The 16,087-nt window shown below is 61.9% G+C and carries 8 protein-coding genes; 2 read left to right on the forward strand and 6 right to left on the reverse strand.

All coding sequences use genetic code 11. The features are described from left to right. Positions 1–43: 43 nt before the first annotated feature. The 3 genes from fusA to rpsL are packed head-to-tail and all read right to left on the reverse strand — an operon-like array spanning position 44 to position 3,014. Entirely contained in the window at positions 44–2,119 is a 2,076-nt protein-coding gene (gene fusA, locus ILT44_RS09160; RefSeq protein WP_204239267.1) for an elongation factor G, read from the reverse strand. A gap of 19 nt (positions 2,120–2,138) precedes the next feature. Beyond that, complete coding sequence (gene rpsG / locus ILT44_RS09165; RefSeq protein WP_204239268.1) at positions 2,139–2,609, reverse strand: 30S ribosomal protein S7; 471 nt, start codon at positions 2,607–2,609, stop codon at positions 2,139–2,141. Between the two features lie 33 nt (positions 2,610–2,642). Continuing rightward, complete coding sequence (gene rpsL / locus ILT44_RS09170) at positions 2,643–3,014, reverse strand: 30S ribosomal protein S12 (RefSeq protein WP_009764294.1); 372 nt, start codon at positions 3,012–3,014, stop codon at positions 2,643–2,645. Positions 3,015–3,464: 450 nt separating this feature from the next. Here rpsL and ILT44_RS09175 point away from each other — a divergent pair, with 450 nt between their 5' ends. After that, entirely contained in the window at positions 3,465–5,162 is a 1,698-nt protein-coding gene (locus tag ILT44_RS09175) for a glycosyltransferase family 4 protein (RefSeq protein ID WP_204239269.1), read from the forward strand. A gap of 381 nt (positions 5,163–5,543) precedes the next feature. Then, positions 5,544–7,031 (forward strand): sulfatase-like hydrolase/transferase, encoded by a 1,488-nt coding sequence (locus tag ILT44_RS09180; protein ID WP_204239270.1) that lies wholly within the window; start codon positions 5,544–5,546, stop codon positions 7,029–7,031. A gap of 35 nt (positions 7,032–7,066) precedes the next feature. On the opposite strand, the gene ILT44_RS09185 is transcribed toward ILT44_RS09180, so the two are convergent. From ILT44_RS09185 to rpoB, 3 genes are all read right to left on the reverse strand, one after another. Beyond that, entirely contained in the window at positions 7,067–7,474 is a 408-nt protein-coding gene (locus tag ILT44_RS09185) for a hypothetical protein (protein WP_204239271.1), read from the reverse strand. A 33-nt stretch (positions 7,475–7,507) separates the two neighbouring features. Further along, positions 7,508–11,683, reverse strand: coding sequence for a DNA-directed RNA polymerase subunit beta' (rpoC, locus tag ILT44_RS09190; RefSeq protein ID WP_239468022.1), 4,176 nt, complete (start codon positions 11,681–11,683; stop codon positions 7,508–7,510). A gap of 109 nt (positions 11,684–11,792) precedes the next feature. Continuing rightward, complete coding sequence (gene rpoB, locus ILT44_RS09195) at positions 11,793–15,923, reverse strand: DNA-directed RNA polymerase subunit beta (RefSeq protein WP_204239272.1); 4,131 nt, start codon at positions 15,921–15,923, stop codon at positions 11,793–11,795. Between the last annotated feature and the right edge of the window lie 164 nt (positions 15,924–16,087).

The raw sequence follows: 16,087 nt of genomic DNA on the forward strand, positions 1-16,087 counted from the left end.
GTGGCACCCGTTCCTTTGATCGTTCAATATTCGCTTAGTGGGTTCAGGCGTATTTCGCCTGAACCTCGGCAGCCACGTTCGACGGCACCTGCTCGTAGTGGTCGAACTGCATGGTGTAGCTTGCACGCCCCTGGCTCATGCCGCGCAGGGTGTTCACGTAGCCGAACATGTTGGCGAGCGGGACCATCGCATTGATGACCACGGCGTTGCCGCGCATGTCCTGACCCTGGATCTGACCACGCCGGGAGTTCAGATCGCCGATCACCGAGCCCGTGTAGTCCTCAGGCGTCGTGACCTCGACCTTCATCACCGGCTCGAGCAGAACCGAACCGCCCTTCTGGAGGGCTTCACGGAGAGCCGCGCGAGAGGCGATTTCGAAGGCCAGGGCCGACGAGTCGACTTCGTGGAAGGCACCGTCGACGAGCTCGACCTTGATGTCGACCACCGGGAAGCCGGCGACGACGCCAGCACCCACGACCGACAGGAGGCCCTTCTCGACGCCCGGGATGTACTCCTTCGGCACCGCGCCACCGACAATCTTCGACTCGAAGGCGAAACCGGCACCCTGCTCGTTCGGCTGAACGACGATCTTGACGCGGGCGAACTGGCCCGTACCGCCGGTCTGCTTCTTGTGAGTGTAGTCGATCTCTGCCTTCTTCGTGATCGTCTCACGATAGGCCACCTGCGGAGCGCCCACATTCGCGTCGACCTTGTAGGTACGGCGCAGAATGTCGACCTTAATGTCGAGGTGAAGCTCGCCCATGCCCTTCAGGATGGTCTGGCCCGATTCCTGATCGGTGGACACGCGGAAGGACGGATCCTCCGCAGCCAGCTTCGACAGGGCAAGGCCCAGCTTCTCCTGGTCGGCCTTCGACTTCGGCTCGATCGCGATCTCGATGACCGGCTCCGGGAACTCCATGCGCTCCAGGATCACCGGCTTGCTCGGGTCGCAGAGCGTGTCGCCGGTGCGGACTTCCTTGAGGCCGGCGAGAGCGACGATGTCGCCCGCGTAGGCTTCCTTGATGTCCTCACGGTTGTTCGCATGCATCAGCAGCATGCGGCCGACGCGCTCTTTCTTGTCGCGCGAGGAGTTGAGGAGCGTCTCGCCTGCATTCACCTTGCCCGAGTAGACGCGGCAGAAGGTGATCGTGCCTACGAAGGGATCGTCCATGATCTTGAAGGCGAGCATGGAGAAGCCTTCTTCGTCGGTCGGCCTGCGGATCGTCGGCTCTTCGGTCTTGAAGTCGATGCCCTGGATAGCCTCACGGTCTGCCGGGGACGGCAGGAAGTCGACGACGGCGTCGAGCAGGGGCTGAACGCCCTTGTTCTTGAACGCGGAGCCGCAGAGCACCGGATGGAAGGCGCGACGCTGCACAGCCGTACGGATCAGGCGGCGCAGGGTTGCCTCATCCGGCTCCTGGCCGTCGAGGTAGGCCATCATGGCCTCGTCATCCATCTCCACGGCGGCTTCGACAAGCTTCCCGCGATACTCGGCAGCCTGGTCCTTCAGGTCGGCCGGAATCTCGACTTCGTCGAAATTGGCGCCGAGCGCCTCGCCGGACCAGACCAGGGCCTTCATCTTGATCAGGTCGACCATGCCGCGGAAATCGCTTTCCGCACCGATCGGGATCTGAAGGCAGACGGGCTTGCCGGCAACGCGCTTCACGATGTCGTCGACGCAGTTGAAGAAATTCGCGCCGGTCTTGTCCATCTTGTTGACGAACACGACACGCGGAACGTCGTACTTGTCGGCCTGGCGCCACACAGTCTCGGTCTGGGGCTCGACGCCCTGGTTGCCGTCGAGAACGCAGACGGCACCGTCGAGCACGCGCAGCGAGCGCTCGACCTCGATGGTGAAGTCGACGTGGCCGGGGGTGTCGATGATGTTCAGGCGCTTGTCGTTCCAGAAGCAGGTGGTGGCAGCGGACGTAATCGTGATGCCACGCTCCTGCTCCTGCTCCATCCAGTCCATGGTGGCGGCACCCTCGTGCACTTCACCGATCTTGTGGGACTTACCGGTGTAGTAGAGAATGCGCTCGGTCGTGGTGGTCTTGCCGGCATCGATGTGGGCCATGATGCCGAAGTTGCGGTAGTCCTCAATCGCGTGCGTGCGGGGCATCGCTCAGCTCCTCAGACCTTTACCAGCGGTAATGCGAGAACGCACGGTTGGCTTCCGCCATACGGTGGGTGTCTTCGCGCTTCTTGACGGCATTGCCGCGGTTGTTCGATGCATCGAGCAGCTCGGCGGAGAGACGCTCGATCATGGTCTTGTCGTTGCGGCCGCGGGCGGCCTGAATGATCCAGCGGATCGCGAGAGCCTGACGGCGCTCGGTGCGGACTTCGACCGGAACCTGGTAGGTCGCACCGCCGACGCGGCGGGAGCGGACCTCGATCGCCGGAGCGACGTTGTCGAGGGCCTGCTTGAACACCTCGAGCGGGTTCGCCTTGGCGCGACCCTCAATGATGTCGAATGCACCGTAGACGATGCTCTCGGCAGCGGACTTCTTGCCGTCGTACATGATGGAATTCATGAACTTCGTGACGACCACATCCCCGAACTTCGGATCCGGGATGATCTCACGCTTTTCGGCGCTATGGCGGCGGGACATGAGCTAGCTCCGACCTCAATTACAGTTGACGGCTTACTTCGGCCGCTTCGCGCCGTACTTCGAACGACGCTGCTTACGATTCTTCACGCCCTGGGTGTCGAGAACACCGCGGAGGATGTGGTAGCGGACACCCGGAAGGTCCTTCACGCGGCCGCCGCGGATCATGACCACGGAGTGCTCCTGAAGGTTGTGACCTTCGCCCGGGATATACCCGATGACTTCGAATCCGTTCGTGAGACGGACCTTGGCGACCTTACGGAGAGCCGAGTTCGGCTTCTTCGGGGTCGTCGTGTAAACGCGCGTGCACACGCCGCGCTTCTGCGGGCAGGCCTCAAGCGCGGGAACCTTATTCCGGCTCTTTTGCGCAGTCCGCGGCTTGCGGATCAGCTGAGAGATCGTTGGCATCCTGTGCCCTCTTTGACCGGCCACCCGGCAGGTGGCCATGAATGTGTCTTCAACGGTTGAACGCCGCCCTTCGCTTCTGCGGACCCTTTCAGGTTGCACAAAACGAAGCCACGCCATTGACTTGGGTAAGCCCCTGGCGCGGTGCGATTGCAGAGGACCACGATGTTTACCGCGGTCGTGCCCTAAATCTGACTAGTGTCAGTCAAGGTTGAGTTCGGCAGCGTTTAGGTGGCATCCGTCGAAGCTAGTCGCTTCGACTGGCGAAAACCTACGGCCAGCCGGAAAGTCCGGTCTCTCTAGCGTCCGAGTCGTTCAAAGTCAACACTTTTCGGTAACGATCCGGAAAGGTGGGTTTTGATGCTGGAGCCCAGCCGGCTTCGTCTCATCAATATGGGTTCCGCCAGGAACGCTACAAGGTTATTGAATAACCTCCAAGACAAGGGGCAGGAAGTGACAGCAGCGATCCATTTCGAAGCCGAGGCTTATGACGTGACGCATGGAAAGCCTATGGGCAGGCACTTTGCTGGCCACGGCTTCCTCTCGGCTTTCGCGCGATACACCTCCGACAATGCCCCTGTGGGCTATGTGCGAAATGCCAAGCTCGGACAGGACTTTTGCAATTTCATCAAGGGATTTCAGCCGGATAGCTCCCCGAATTACATCGTGAGCGCGAAAGCTGGCGCGCTCAAAGAGGTGGGCTGCCTGTTCACACCGAGCCCCGTCAACGCGGCTCAGGCGTGGCAGCGCGAGCTTCACGGCGCCCGCTCCTGGAGCCTCTGCGGGGTCAATCATACCCTGTCCTCCGCCCGGGCCATGGATGGGCTGACCGAACTGCTGGCGGCCCCCATCCAGCCGTGGGACGCCATCATCTGCACCTCGACCGCTTCCCGTGCCGTCATCGAGAAGCTGTTCGCCCGGCAGGAAGAATATTTGTCGCGACGGCTCGGTGCGACCCGCTTCGTCAGGCCGCAGCTTCCGGTGATTCCCCTCGGGGTCGATTGCGGAGCCCAGGCTCAGCGGTCGAGCCGTCGCGGCGAGGCGCGCTCGTCTCTCGCGATCGAGCCAGGGGATTTCGTCGTGCTGTTTCTCGGACGCCTGTCGTTCCATGCGAAGGCGAACCCCGCTCCCATGTACCTGGCCTTGGAGCGCCTGACGCGGCAGCACCGGGTGGTGCTGATCGAGTGCGGCTGGACGGCCAACGAGCCCATTGCCCAGGCTTTTGCCGAGGCGAGAGCCAAGCTCTGCCCGACAATCCGCTCCATTGTCCTCGATGGCCGGGTTTCGGAGACCCGCAACCAAGCCTGGGCGGCGGCGGATGTATTCTGCTCCCTTTCCGACAACATCCAGGAGACCTTCGGCCTGACCCCTATCGAGGCCATGGCGGCCGGGCTGCCGGTGGTGGTCACGGATTGGGACGGGTACAGGGACACGGTTCGCAATGGCCTCGACGGCTTTGCCGTTCCGACCATCGCCGCTCCGCCGGGAGTGGGGCAAGGGCTTGCGAACAGGCATGCTCTCGAAGTCGACAACTATGACGCTTACATCGGCAAGGCATCCACCGCCGTCGCAGTAGACATCGATGCGACGACTGCCGCCTTCGAGCGCCTTGCCTCCGATCCAGACCTGCGCCGGCGCATGGGCGCGAACGGGGCGGCCCGAGCCAGGGAAGTCTTCGACTGGAAGGTGATCATCAAGGCCTATGAGGCTCTCTGGCGTGAGCTTGCCGTCCTGCGGAACGCCGGGGAGACAGCCCCCTCCTCTGAGGCGATGCGCGGCTTCTGGCCTGCCCGTCCCGATCCGTTCGAGCTTTTCGCCAGCTTCCCGTCCACCGGCTTTTCCAGCCAGCATGTTTTCACGCAAGCTCCTGGCCTGAGTGAAGCCGAGGTGCTGGATCGGCTAGGTCTAAAGATCGCTCTTGTAAGCGCCTCCCCTGAGGTCTCCTCCACTTTTCTCCTCGAGGTGTGGAAACAGGTCGGCAGCCAGGGCGCAACGGCGAGGGACATTCTGGCCAGGCGTCCCGGAACGGCGCCCGCGCTCATGGTCCGGTGCCTCCTGTGGCTGGCGAAGCTCGGCTTGATTAGGATCGGTACCCATGAGGAGCCTTACAAGGATAACTCTTCTGTGCTACTGAATAATGCATCATTTTAGTGTGGCGGCATTTGCCCAGCCCGCTATAGCGATGATGCTTCAAATGGGAATGTATCTATCTCCACTCACTGTTTATCCATGCGTGCACGCCGCTACTTTATTGGCCTGATCACACGGTTGGTCCACCCGTTGGAGCAGATCCCTCCAAAGAGCATTGTCCGAACTGTATACAAGGCGCTGCTCTGTAGCTCCCTTACGCTCCTACTCGCTATATGCCTTCAGGCAGCTGCCAGGGAATACACGATATCAGGGGCAATCTTAGTATTTTTTATGCTGGCAAGCGCATCATTCTTGATAGTAATCCTCACTAAATATCATGCTTTCTCTGCTTTGTTCGCCTGCTCGATCTTCATTCTCTTCAATTATATTGACATCAATAAGATGTCACTCCTCAACGATCATCTCAATCATTTCGATTTTATCATGATATGGGAGATGTTGCGCAAATTCGATCTCTCGGTTGTCATGCAATATCACGAGTTATCTCGCCATTTCTTGTTGTACGTTATCTTATTCATCTGTACGTTACTTATAGTCTGGTTCCTTGAGCACCTCGTCCACAGAAAAAAACAAAGATCGTCTTCCTTCAGGCTTAAGGTGGTTCTGCTTTGGCTAATCATTGCTACCCTGCAGAGCATCGTATTTTTCAACAGTAGATATTTAGACTACCTACACTCTGCCTCTGGCTACTTGACGGCAACGGAACCAGGAGGCTTACGTGTCGGCAATTTTATCGCATTCCTCGAGCGCACCCGCTCCATCCAGGCTGCTCTTCAAAAGGAGGCCGAAGATACGATCAAGAGTAGCATAGATCTCGGCTCTCCCCAGCAGACCCAGAGTGCCGACACGTCCTGCTCATCTTGCCCCGATATGATCTTCGTGCATTTGGAATCGACCTTCGATCCCGTGATCCTCGAGGATTACACCTTAGGGCAGGGCTACCTTGACCTCACCTCCGGCCGAGGACTGGCCCATGAGCAATCCGGCCCGCTCCTTGTGAACATCTTTGGGGGACGCAGCTGGATTTCTGAATTCGAGCTCCTCTGCGGCGTCCATCACCAAATGTTCGACGATGGAGGCACATACCCGCACAGCTTCATTGCCCCGTTCACGCGAAGCTGCGTTCCCTCGTATCTGAAGACGCTCGGTTACGAGACGCACGCGATCTATACGGCGAACCCCTTCTTTGCTGGTGTCGCCGAGGGGTTCAAGCGTTACGGAATAGATACGTTTCTGGATAACAAGAAGATCAACGCCCCAACGAACTGGAAGGAGCAAAGAGATTTTTACTACGTCGACGCTCTTCGCAGGCTGCTTGCCCAGCCGAGCAACCATCCTCGCTTCGTCTTCTTGTCAACGAACAGCAATCATGGTCCGCATGGCGCGTCTCCCAGGGAGCAATACCCGGGACCCTTCAATCCGGATTCGGCGAAGAGCGTTGAACTCAAGGACTACATCAACAGGCTCAACGACACATATCAAACGATGCTGGATCTTGAGCAGGAACTAGGGCGGATCGACAGATCCGTGGCCATTCTCTTCTACGGGGACCATCAGCCTCATTTTAAGAAGATCTACTCTCAAAGGGCTCAGAAGAGCTATGGGTCGAGGCTTCGGAACATTACGTTCTACCGGATGGCGCGCAATTACGATGCGTCCCTCACGCCGACAAAGAGCATTATCCCAGGACCCGTTCGCATCGATAGCCTCGCCAGATTATTTATGGAGTTTGCGGGTATACCGCTTTCACGGAATATGATCGCCGCCAAGATGCTTACACATGACGCATGTGCATCAAATCCAAACAACTGCCCGACAGACGTCAAAAGGGCGGTTCGCATGCAGTTGTTGAAAGAGCCGGAAAAATAAACGCACCGCCGAAGCCGCCACGGCTCAGGCATTTTTTACGATTTTCCCGACCGTCTTATATATTCTGCGAGAGGTTCGAACGCATCGTCCTTGATGACAAGGCTTTGCTTTTGGCTATCGAACAGAAGCCGGTAGTTCCTGCCTTTCTCCACGATGTGGATCGTGTAGCAGCCTTGGCCGCAGAAACTCTTGCCTATGATCGCAGGATTTCCACGGATCTCTCCGCTTGGAAGAACGGCAAAGCTCTGTCCAAAAAAAGCTGTTTTGGGATCGCTTCCGGGTGCGAGTACCCAACGCCCGGCAATATCATCGAATTGCGGCGCGCGGTCGGCATAGACCGAGATACTGAGGCCAACTGCTCCAAGAGCAGCAATTGCGGCGAGGCGGGGCCACTGGTTGGCCCCGCCTCGTAGATGTTGATCGAAGTCGGCTTTGCCGATCATTGACAGAGACCTCTCCGCTCGAAGTCCTGCAGCTTACTCCGCTGCGGGAGGCAGCTCGCTGACCTGAGCCTGCGACTCGGAGCGCTTCTGCTGCAGGATCAGCTCGTCGCGATGAGTCGCGACCGCCTTGATCTGAGCGGTGAGCGCGCCCGTGCCGGCCGGGATCAGGCTGCCGACGATGACGTTCTCCTTGAGGCCCTCGAGGGTGTCGACCTTGCCGTTGACTGCCGCCTCCGTGAGGACGCGGGTGGTCTCCTGGAAGGACGCCGCCGAGATGAAGGAGCGGGTCTGCAGCGAGGCCTTGGTGATACCGAGCAGAACCGGCACGCCTGCGGCGGGCTTCTTCTTCTCGGACACGAGACGCTCGTTGATCTCCTCGAACTCGAGGCGATCCACCTGCTCGCCGTTGAGCAGCTCGGAATCGCCGCCCTCCGTGATCTCGACCTTCTGCAGCATCTGGCGAACGATCACCTCGATGTGCTTGTCGTTGATGAGCACGCCCTGGAGACGGTAGACCTCCTGGATCTCGTTCACGAGGTAGGCCGCGAGTTCCTCGACGCCCTTGATCGCCAGGATGTCGTGTGGAGCCGGGTTGCCGTCGACGATGAAATCGCCGACTTCGACCACGTCGCCGTCCTGCAGATGGATGTGCTTGCCCTTCGGGATCAGGTACTCCACCGGCTCGGAGCCATCGTGCGGGTTCAGCGTCAGGCGACGCTTGCTCTTGTAGTCGCGGCCGAACTGGATCGTGCCGGACTTCTCCGCAATGATGGCCGCATCCTTCGGGCGACGGGCCTCGAACAGCTCCGCCACGCGCGGCAGACCGCCCGTGATGTCGCGGGTCTTGGCGCTCTCGGTCGAGACACGGGCGAGAATATCGCCGGCCTTGACCTTCGAGCCGGGATCGGCCGCGAGAATCGCATCCACAGGCAGCAGGTAACGGGCGTCGCCACCGCGGGCGACCTTGGCGACCTTGCCGCCGGAGCCCTGGATGACCACCGCCGGACGCAAGTCCGCCGTACGCGGGGAGCCGCGCCAGTCGATGACCACGCGCTTGGCGATGCCGGTCGACTCGTCCATCGATTCGATCATCGATGCACCGTCCACAAGGTCCTCGTAACCCACCGTACCGTCGATCTCGGTAAGGATCGGACGGGAGTACGGATCCCATTCGGCGATGCGCTGGCCGCGCTTGATCGTGTCGCCCTCGTCCACCTTCAGGCGGGAGCCGTACTGCAGGCGGTGAACCGCCCGCTCGGTGCCGTCGGCGCCGATAATCACAACAGCCACGTTGCGACCCATGACGACGAGATCGCCGTCGGAGTTCTTCGCAATGTTCTTGTTGCGGAAGCCGATCTTGCCCTCGAAGCTCGACTCGATGAAGGACGAGTCAGCGATCTGGGCCGCACCACCGATGTGGAAAGTACGCATGGTGAGCTGCGTGCCCGGCTCGCCGATGGACTGCGCCGCGATGACGCCGACGGCCTCGCCGTGGTTGACCGGGGTGCCCCGGGCCAGGTCGCGCCCGTAGCAGGTGGCGCAGACGCCGTTCTTCGACTCGCAGACGAGCACGGAGCGGATCTTCACCTCCTGGATGCCGGCAGCGCCGATCGCCTCGAGGTGATGCTCCTCGATCATCGTTCCCTTCGGCACGATGACGGCGCCGTCCTGGGCCAATAGGTCCTCCGCCGTGGAGCGGCCGAGGATGCGGGACGCCAGCGACGCGACCACCTGGCCGGCGTCGATGATGGCGCGCATCTTGATGCCCCGCTCGGTGCCGCAATCCGGCTCACGGATGACCGCATCCTGCGCCACGTCGACGAGGCGGCGGGTCAGGTAGCCCGAGTTCGCCGTCTTGAGCGCGGTGTCGGCCAGACCCTTACGGGCGCCGTGGGTCGAGTTGAAGTACTCGAGAACATCGAGGCCTTCCTTGAAGTTCGAGATGATCGGCGTCTCGATGATCTCGCCCGACGGCTTGGCCATGAGGCCGCGCATGGCCGCGAGCTGCTTCATCTGGGCCGGCGAACCACGGGCGCCCGAGTGGGACATCATGTAGATCGAGTTGACCGGCTTGTCGCGACCGTTCTCGTCCTTCTGCACCGTGGAGATGCGGTTCATCATCTCGCCGGCGAGGCGGTCCGAGCACTTCGCCCAGGCGTCGACAACCTTGTTGTACTTCTCGCCCTGGGTGATGAGGCCGTCCTGGTACTGCTGCTCGTAGTCCTTCGCGAGGGCACGGGTCTCCTCGACGATCTCCCACTTGTTCTCCGGGATCACCATGTCGTCCTTGCCGAACGAGATGCCGGCCTTGAACGCATTGTAGAAACCGAGGCCCATGATGCGATCGCAGAAGATCACCGATTCCTTCTGACCGCAGTGCCGGTAAACGGCATCGATCATGTTGGAGATCTCCTTCTTCGTCATGAGCTTGTTCACGACGTCGAAGGGAAGCATCGGGTGCTTCGGCAGGAGACGCGAGAGCATGACGCGGCCGGCCGTGGTGTCGACGATCTTCGACACGGGCTTGCCGTCCTCATCCAAGCCTTCCCAGCGGTAGCGGATCTTGGTGTGGAGCGTGATGACCTTCTCGTTCAGGGCATGCTCGATCTCGCCCATGTCGGCGAAGGCCTTGCCCTGGCCGGGCTGACCGTCGGAGACGATGGAGAGATAGTAGAGGCCGAGAACGATGTCCTGCGACGGCACGATGATCGGCTGACCGTTGGCCGGATGCAGGATGTTGTTGGTCGACATCATCAGCACGCGGGCTTCGAGCTGCGCCTCGAGCGAGAGCGGCACGTGGACGGCCATCTGGTCACCGTCGAAGTCCGCGTTGAACGCGGCGCAGACGAGCGGGTGCAGCTGGATCGCCTTGCCCTCGATGAGGGTGGGCTCGAACGCCTGGATGCCGAGGCGGTGAAGCGTCGGAGCACGGTTCAGGAGAACCGGATGCTCGCGGATGACCTCATCCAGGATGTCCCAGACTTCCGGCTTCTCCTTCTCGACGAGCTTCTTCGCCTGCTTGACGGTGGCGGACAGGCCGCGCGCGTCGAGCTTGGCGTAGATGAACGGCTTGAAGAGCTCGAGCGCCATCTTCTTCGGCAGGCCGCATTGATGCAGCTTCAGCTCCGGACCGACCACGATCACCGAACGGCCCGAGTAGTCGACGCGCTTGCCGAGCAGGTTCTGGCGGAAGCGGCCCTGCTTGCCCTTCAGCATGTCGGCGAGCGACTTCAGGGGACGCTTGTTGGCGCCGGTGATGACGCGGCCGCGGCGGCCGTTGTCGAACAGGGCGTCGACCGCCTCCTGGAGCATGCGCTTCTCGTTGCGGACGATGATGTCCGGCGCACGCAGCTCCATGAGCCGCTTCAGGCGGTTGTTGCGGTTGATGACGCGGCGGTAGAGGTCGTTCAGGTCCGAGGTCGCGAAGCGGCCGCCGTCGAGCGGCACGAGCGGACGCAGGTCCGGCGGGATCACCGGGACGACGGTCATGATCATCCACTCGGGCTTGTTGCCCGACTGGACGAAGGCCTCGATGATCTTGAGGCGCTTCATGAGCTTCTTGGGCTTCAGCTCGGACGTGGTGACCGCGATCTCCTCGCGGATCTCCTGCGCGGTCTTCTCGAGGTCGAGCTCCTGCAGGATCCGGCGGATGGCCTCCGCACCGATCATGGCCGTGAACGAGTCCTCGCCGTACTCGTCCTGAGCACGGATATACTCGTCCTCGGTGAGGAGCTGACGGTCCTTCATGGGCGTCAGGCCCGCATCGACGACGATGTAGGATTCGAAATAGAGGATGCGCTCCAGATCCTTCAGGGTCATGTCGAGCAGCAGACCGATGCGGCTCGGCAGGGACTTCAGGAACCAGATGTGAGCGACGGGCGCGGCGAGCTCGATGTGGCCCATGCGGTCGCGACGGACGCGGGCCAGAGTCACCTCGACGCCGCACTTCTCGCAGATCACGCCCTTGTACTTCATGCGCTTGTATTTGCCGCACAAGCACTCGTAATCCTTGATCGGGCCAAAGATGCGCGCGCAGAACAAGCCGTCGCGCTCGGGCTTGAACGTGCGGTAGTTGATGGTCTCCGGCTTCTTGATCTCGCCGTAGGACCAGGACAGAATCTTCTCAGGGCTCGCGATCGAGATCTTGATCTGATCGAAGCTCTGCGGCTGGGCCGTCTGGTTGAAGAGATTCATGACCTCTTGATTCATCGCCGTCTCCTGGGCTGGAGGGCGCTAGATAAGCACCCTCACCGGCAATTGCATGGGGCCGCGGCATCATCGCCGCGGCCAAACGTCTTATTGAGAGCGCGAGGGGCGCTTACTCGGCGGCCTCGGACGGAGGCAGCTGCCCCGGCTCGTTGGCAGCCTTCTTGGAATTGGTCAGCTCCACGTTGAGGCCGAGCGAACGCATTTCCTTGACGAGAACGTTGAAGCTCTCCGGAATGCCCGACTCGAAGGTGTCGTCGCCACGAACGATGGCCTCGTAGACCTTCGTGCGGCCGGCCACGTCGTCCGACTTGACCGTGAGCATTTCCTGCAGGGTGTAGGCGGCGCCGTAAGCCTCCAGGGCCCACACCTCCATTTCGCCGAAGCGCTGGCCGCCGAACTGGGCCTTGCCGCCCAGCGGCTGCTGGGTGACGAGGCTGTAGGGGCCGATGGAGCGGGCGTGGATCTTGTCGTCCACGAGGTGGTGGAGCTTCAGCATGTAGATGTAGCCCACGGTCACCTTGCGGTCGAACGGCTCGCCGGTCCTGCCGTCATAGAGCGTGACCTGACCCGACGGGTCGAGGCCTGCCTTCTGGAGCATGGTCTCGATGTCCGATTCCTTCGCGCCGTCGAAGACGGGGGTCGCGAAGGGAACGCCGCGGCGCAGCTTGTTGCCGAGCTCGACCAGCTCATCGTCCGAAGCCCCGTCGATTTCCGGCAGATTGCCGTAGATCGAGACCAGCTGCTCGCGCAGAGCCTGTGACTTGCCCGACCGCATGTAGGCGTCGACCGCCTGGGCGACCTGCTTGCCGAGACCGGCAGCAGCCCAGCCGAGGTGCGTCTCGAGGATCTGACCGACGTTCATGCGGCTCGGCACGCCGAGCGGGTTGAGCACGATGTCGGCATGGGTGCCGTCCTCGAGGAACGGCATGTCCTCGATGGGCACGATGCGCGACACGACACCCTTGTTGCCGTGACGGCCGGCCATCTTGTCGCCCGGCTGGATCTTGCGCTTCACGGCCACGAAGACCTTGACCATCTTCATGACGCCGGGAGGAAGCTCGTCGCCGCGCTGCAGCTTCTCGACCTTGTCGAGGAAGCGCTGCTCGAGGCGCTTCTTCGACTCGTCGTACTGCTTCTGCATGGCCTCGATCTCGGTCATCAGAGCATCGTCTTCGACCGCGAACTGCCACCACTGCGACCGCGGGTGCTCGTTGAGGAGCTCGCGGGTGATCTTCGTGTCCTTCTTGAAGCCCTTCGGGCCCGCAACGGCGCTCCTGCCCGAGAGGATCTCGGCCAGACGCGCATAGGTGTTGCGGTCGAGGATCGCCTGCTCGTCGTCGCGGTCCTTCGCGAGACGCTCGATCTCCTCGCGCTCGATGGCCTGGGCGCGCTCGTCCTTGTCGACGCCGTGACGGTTGAAGACGCGGACTTCGACGATGGTGCCGGTCACGCCCGGGGGCACGCGCAGCGAGGTGTCGCGAACGTCCGAGGCCTTCTCGCCGAAGATGGCGCGCAGAAGCTTCTCTTCCGGCGTCATCGGGCTTTCGCCCTTCGGCGTGATCTTGCCGACGAGGATGTCGCCCGCATGGACTTCGGCGCCGATATAGACGATGCCGGCCTCGTCGAGGTTCTTCAGCGCCTCTTCCGACACGTTCGGAATGTCGCGCGTGATTTCCTCAGGACCCAGCTTCGTGTCGCGGGCCATCACTTCGAACTCCTCGATGTGGATCGAGGTGAAGACGTCTTCCTTCACGATCCGCTCGGAGAGCAGGATCGAGTCTTCGAAGTTGTAGCCGTTCCACGGCATGAACGCGACCAGCACGTTCCGGCCAAGGGCCAGCTCGCCGTACTCGGTCGACGGGCCGTCGGCGATGATGTCGCCCTTGCGCACGAGGTCGCCGGCGCGGACCAGCGGCTTCTGCGTGATGCAGGTCGACTGGTTGGAGCGCTGGAACTTCTGCAGGCGGTAGATGTCGACGCCGGGACGGGTCGGATCCGTGTTCTCCGTTGCGCGGATCACGATACGGGTCGCGTCCACCTGGTCGACGACGCCGGTGCGGCGGGCCGCGATCGCCGCGCCCGAGTCACGGGCCACGATCGCTTCCATGCCGGTGCCGACGAACGGAGCGTCCGCCTGCACGAGCGGCACGGCCTGACGCTGCATGTTCGAGCCCATGAGAGCGCGGTTCGCGTCGTCGTTCTCGAGGAACGGGATGAGCGCGGCCGCAACCGACACGAGCTGCTTCGGCGACACCTCCATGAGGTCCACGCGATCGGGAGCCACGACGATGTTTTCACCGGCGCGACGGCAGATCACGAGCTCCTCAGTGAGGGTGCCGTCGGCATCGAGCGTCGAGTTGGCCTGGGCGATGTTGTACTTCGCCTCTTCCATGGCGGAGAGGTAGATCACCTCGTCCGTCACGCGGCTGTCGCGCACCCGGCGGAACGGCGTCTCGATGAAGCCGTACTTGTTGACGCGGGCGAAGGTCGCCAGCGAGTTGATCAGGCCGATGTTCGGGCCTTCCGGCGTCTCGATCGGGCAGATACGGCCGTAATGGGTCGGGTGCACGTCGCGCACTTCGAAGCCGGCGCGCTCGCGGGTCAGACCGCCCGGGCCGAGAGCCGAGAGACGACGCTTGTGCGTGACCTCGGAGAGCGGGTTGGTCTGGTCCATGAACTGCGAGAGCTGCGAGGAGCCGAAGAACTCGCGCACGGCGGCGGCCGCGGGCTTCGCGTTGATCAGGTCCTGCGGCATGACGGTGTCGATATCGACCGACGACATGCGCTCCTTGATCGCGCGCTCCATGCGGAGCAGGCCCAGGCGGTACTGGTTCTCCATGAGCTCGCCGACCGAACGCACACGGCGGTTGCCGAGGTGGTCGATGTCGTCGATCTCGCCCTTGCCGTCGCGCAGGTCCACGAGCGCCTTCGTCACCGCGAGGATGTCCTCGCGGCGCAGGGTGCGCACGGTGTCCTCGGCATCGAGGTCGAGGCGCATGTTCATCTTCACGCGGCCGACAGCCGAGAGGTCGTAGCGCTCGGCATCGAAGAACAGCGAGTTGAACATCGCTTCCGCCGTATCGAGGATCGGCGGCTCGCCCGGACGCATCACGCGGTAGATGTCGAAAAGGGCGTCCTCGCGGGAGGAAGCCTTGTCGATGGCCAGGGTGTTGCGGATGTACGGGCCGACCGTGACGTGGTCGATGTCGAGCACCGGGATCGCGGTGAAGCCGGCCTCGCCGAGACCCTTCAGCAGCTTCTCGGTGATCTCGTCGCCCGCCTCGGCGTAGATCTCGCCGGTGGAGGGGTTGACGAGGTCCTCGCCGATGTACTGACCATACAGGTCCTCATCGGTGGCGCGCAGGTTCTTGAGGCCCTTCTCGGCCAGCTGGCGGGCGGTGCGGGCGGTCAGCTTCTTGCCGGCCTCGAGCACGACCTCGCCGCTCTTGGCGTCGATGAGGTCCACGGAGGCCTTGAAGCCCTTCATGCGCTCCGCATCGAACGGCACCGACCAGGCGTCGCCGTCACGGGTGTAGGTGATGCGGTTGTAGAAGGTGTTCAGGATCTCCTCACCGTCCAGGCCCAGGGCGTAGAGCAGCGACGTGACCGGCAGCTTACGCTTGCGGTCGATACGAGCGTAGACGATGTCCTTGGCGTCGAACTCGATGTCGAGCCAGGAACCGCGATACGGGATGATGCGGGCAGCAAACAGCAGCTTGCCCGAGGAGTGCGTCTTGCCCTTGTCGTGGTCGAAGAACACACCCGGCGAGCGGTGCATCTGCGAAACGATCACGCGCTCGGTGCCGTTCACGATGAAGGTGCCATTGTCCGTCATGAGCGGCATGTCGCCCATGTAGACATCCTGCTCCTTGATGTCCTTCACGGAGCGGGCGCCGGTATCCGGGTCCACATCGAACACGATGAGGCGCAGCGTGACCTTGAGCGGCGCAGCGAAGGTCATGCCCCGCTGGCGGCACTCGTCCACGTCGTATTTCGGCGGCTCGAACGTGTACTTCACGAATTCGAGCAGGGCGGTATTCGAAAAGTCCGAAATCGGGAAAACCGATTTGAAGACGGCTTGCAAGCCCTCTTCCGGCCGGCCGCCCTTTGGCTCTTCGACCATCAGGAATTGGTCGTAGGATGCCTTCTGAACCTCGATGAGGTTCGGCATCTCCGCCACTTCCTTGATTTTTCCGAAGAACTTGCGAATGCGCTTCCGGCCGATCAGTGTGTTGGCCATCTGGACCTCGTTCCTCTACACGGCTAATCGAGAACCCCGGTGCTCAGGAGCCTCGATTAGCCGCCCGGCGGCTCAAACCGCCCGCTAACCGCAAGAATTCAGGTCCGCCTTGGACCCTTTGAGGTGCCGCCAAGAGAGCCTGCAGGAAAGCTCGACCTCTTTGA

Source organism: Microvirga arvi, assembly GCF_016892765.1.
In the GTDB taxonomy this organism is placed as follows: Bacteria; Pseudomonadota; Alphaproteobacteria; order Rhizobiales; family Beijerinckiaceae; genus Microvirga; species Microvirga arvi.

What these genes read in the sequence shown, in the direction of transcription:
- fusA (WP_204239267.1), bottom strand. Translation starts at nt 2,119, where the DNA reads ATGCCCCGCACGCACGCGATTGAGGACTACCGCAACTTCGGCATCATG.
- rpsG (WP_204239268.1), bottom strand. Translation starts at nt 2,609, where the DNA reads ATGTCCCGCCGCCATAGCGCCGAAAAGCGTGAGATCATCCCGGATCCG.
- rpsL (WP_009764294.1), bottom strand. Translation starts at nt 3,014, where the DNA reads ATGCCAACGATCTCTCAGCTGATCCGCAAGCCGCGGACTGCGCAAAAG.
- ILT44_RS09180 (WP_204239270.1), top strand. Translation starts at nt 5,544, where the DNA reads ATGTCACTCCTCAACGATCATCTCAATCATTTCGATTTTATCATGATA.
- ILT44_RS09185 (WP_204239271.1), bottom strand. Translation starts at nt 7,474, where the DNA reads ATGATCGGCAAAGCCGACTTCGATCAACATCTACGAGGCGGGGCCAAC.
- rpoC (WP_239468022.1), bottom strand. Translation starts at nt 11,683, where the DNA reads ATGAATCAAGAGGTCATGAATCTCTTCAACCAGACGGCCCAGCCGCAG.
- rpoB (WP_204239272.1), bottom strand. Translation starts at nt 15,923, where the DNA reads ATGGCCAACACACTGATCGGCCGGAAGCGCATTCGCAAGTTCTTCGGA.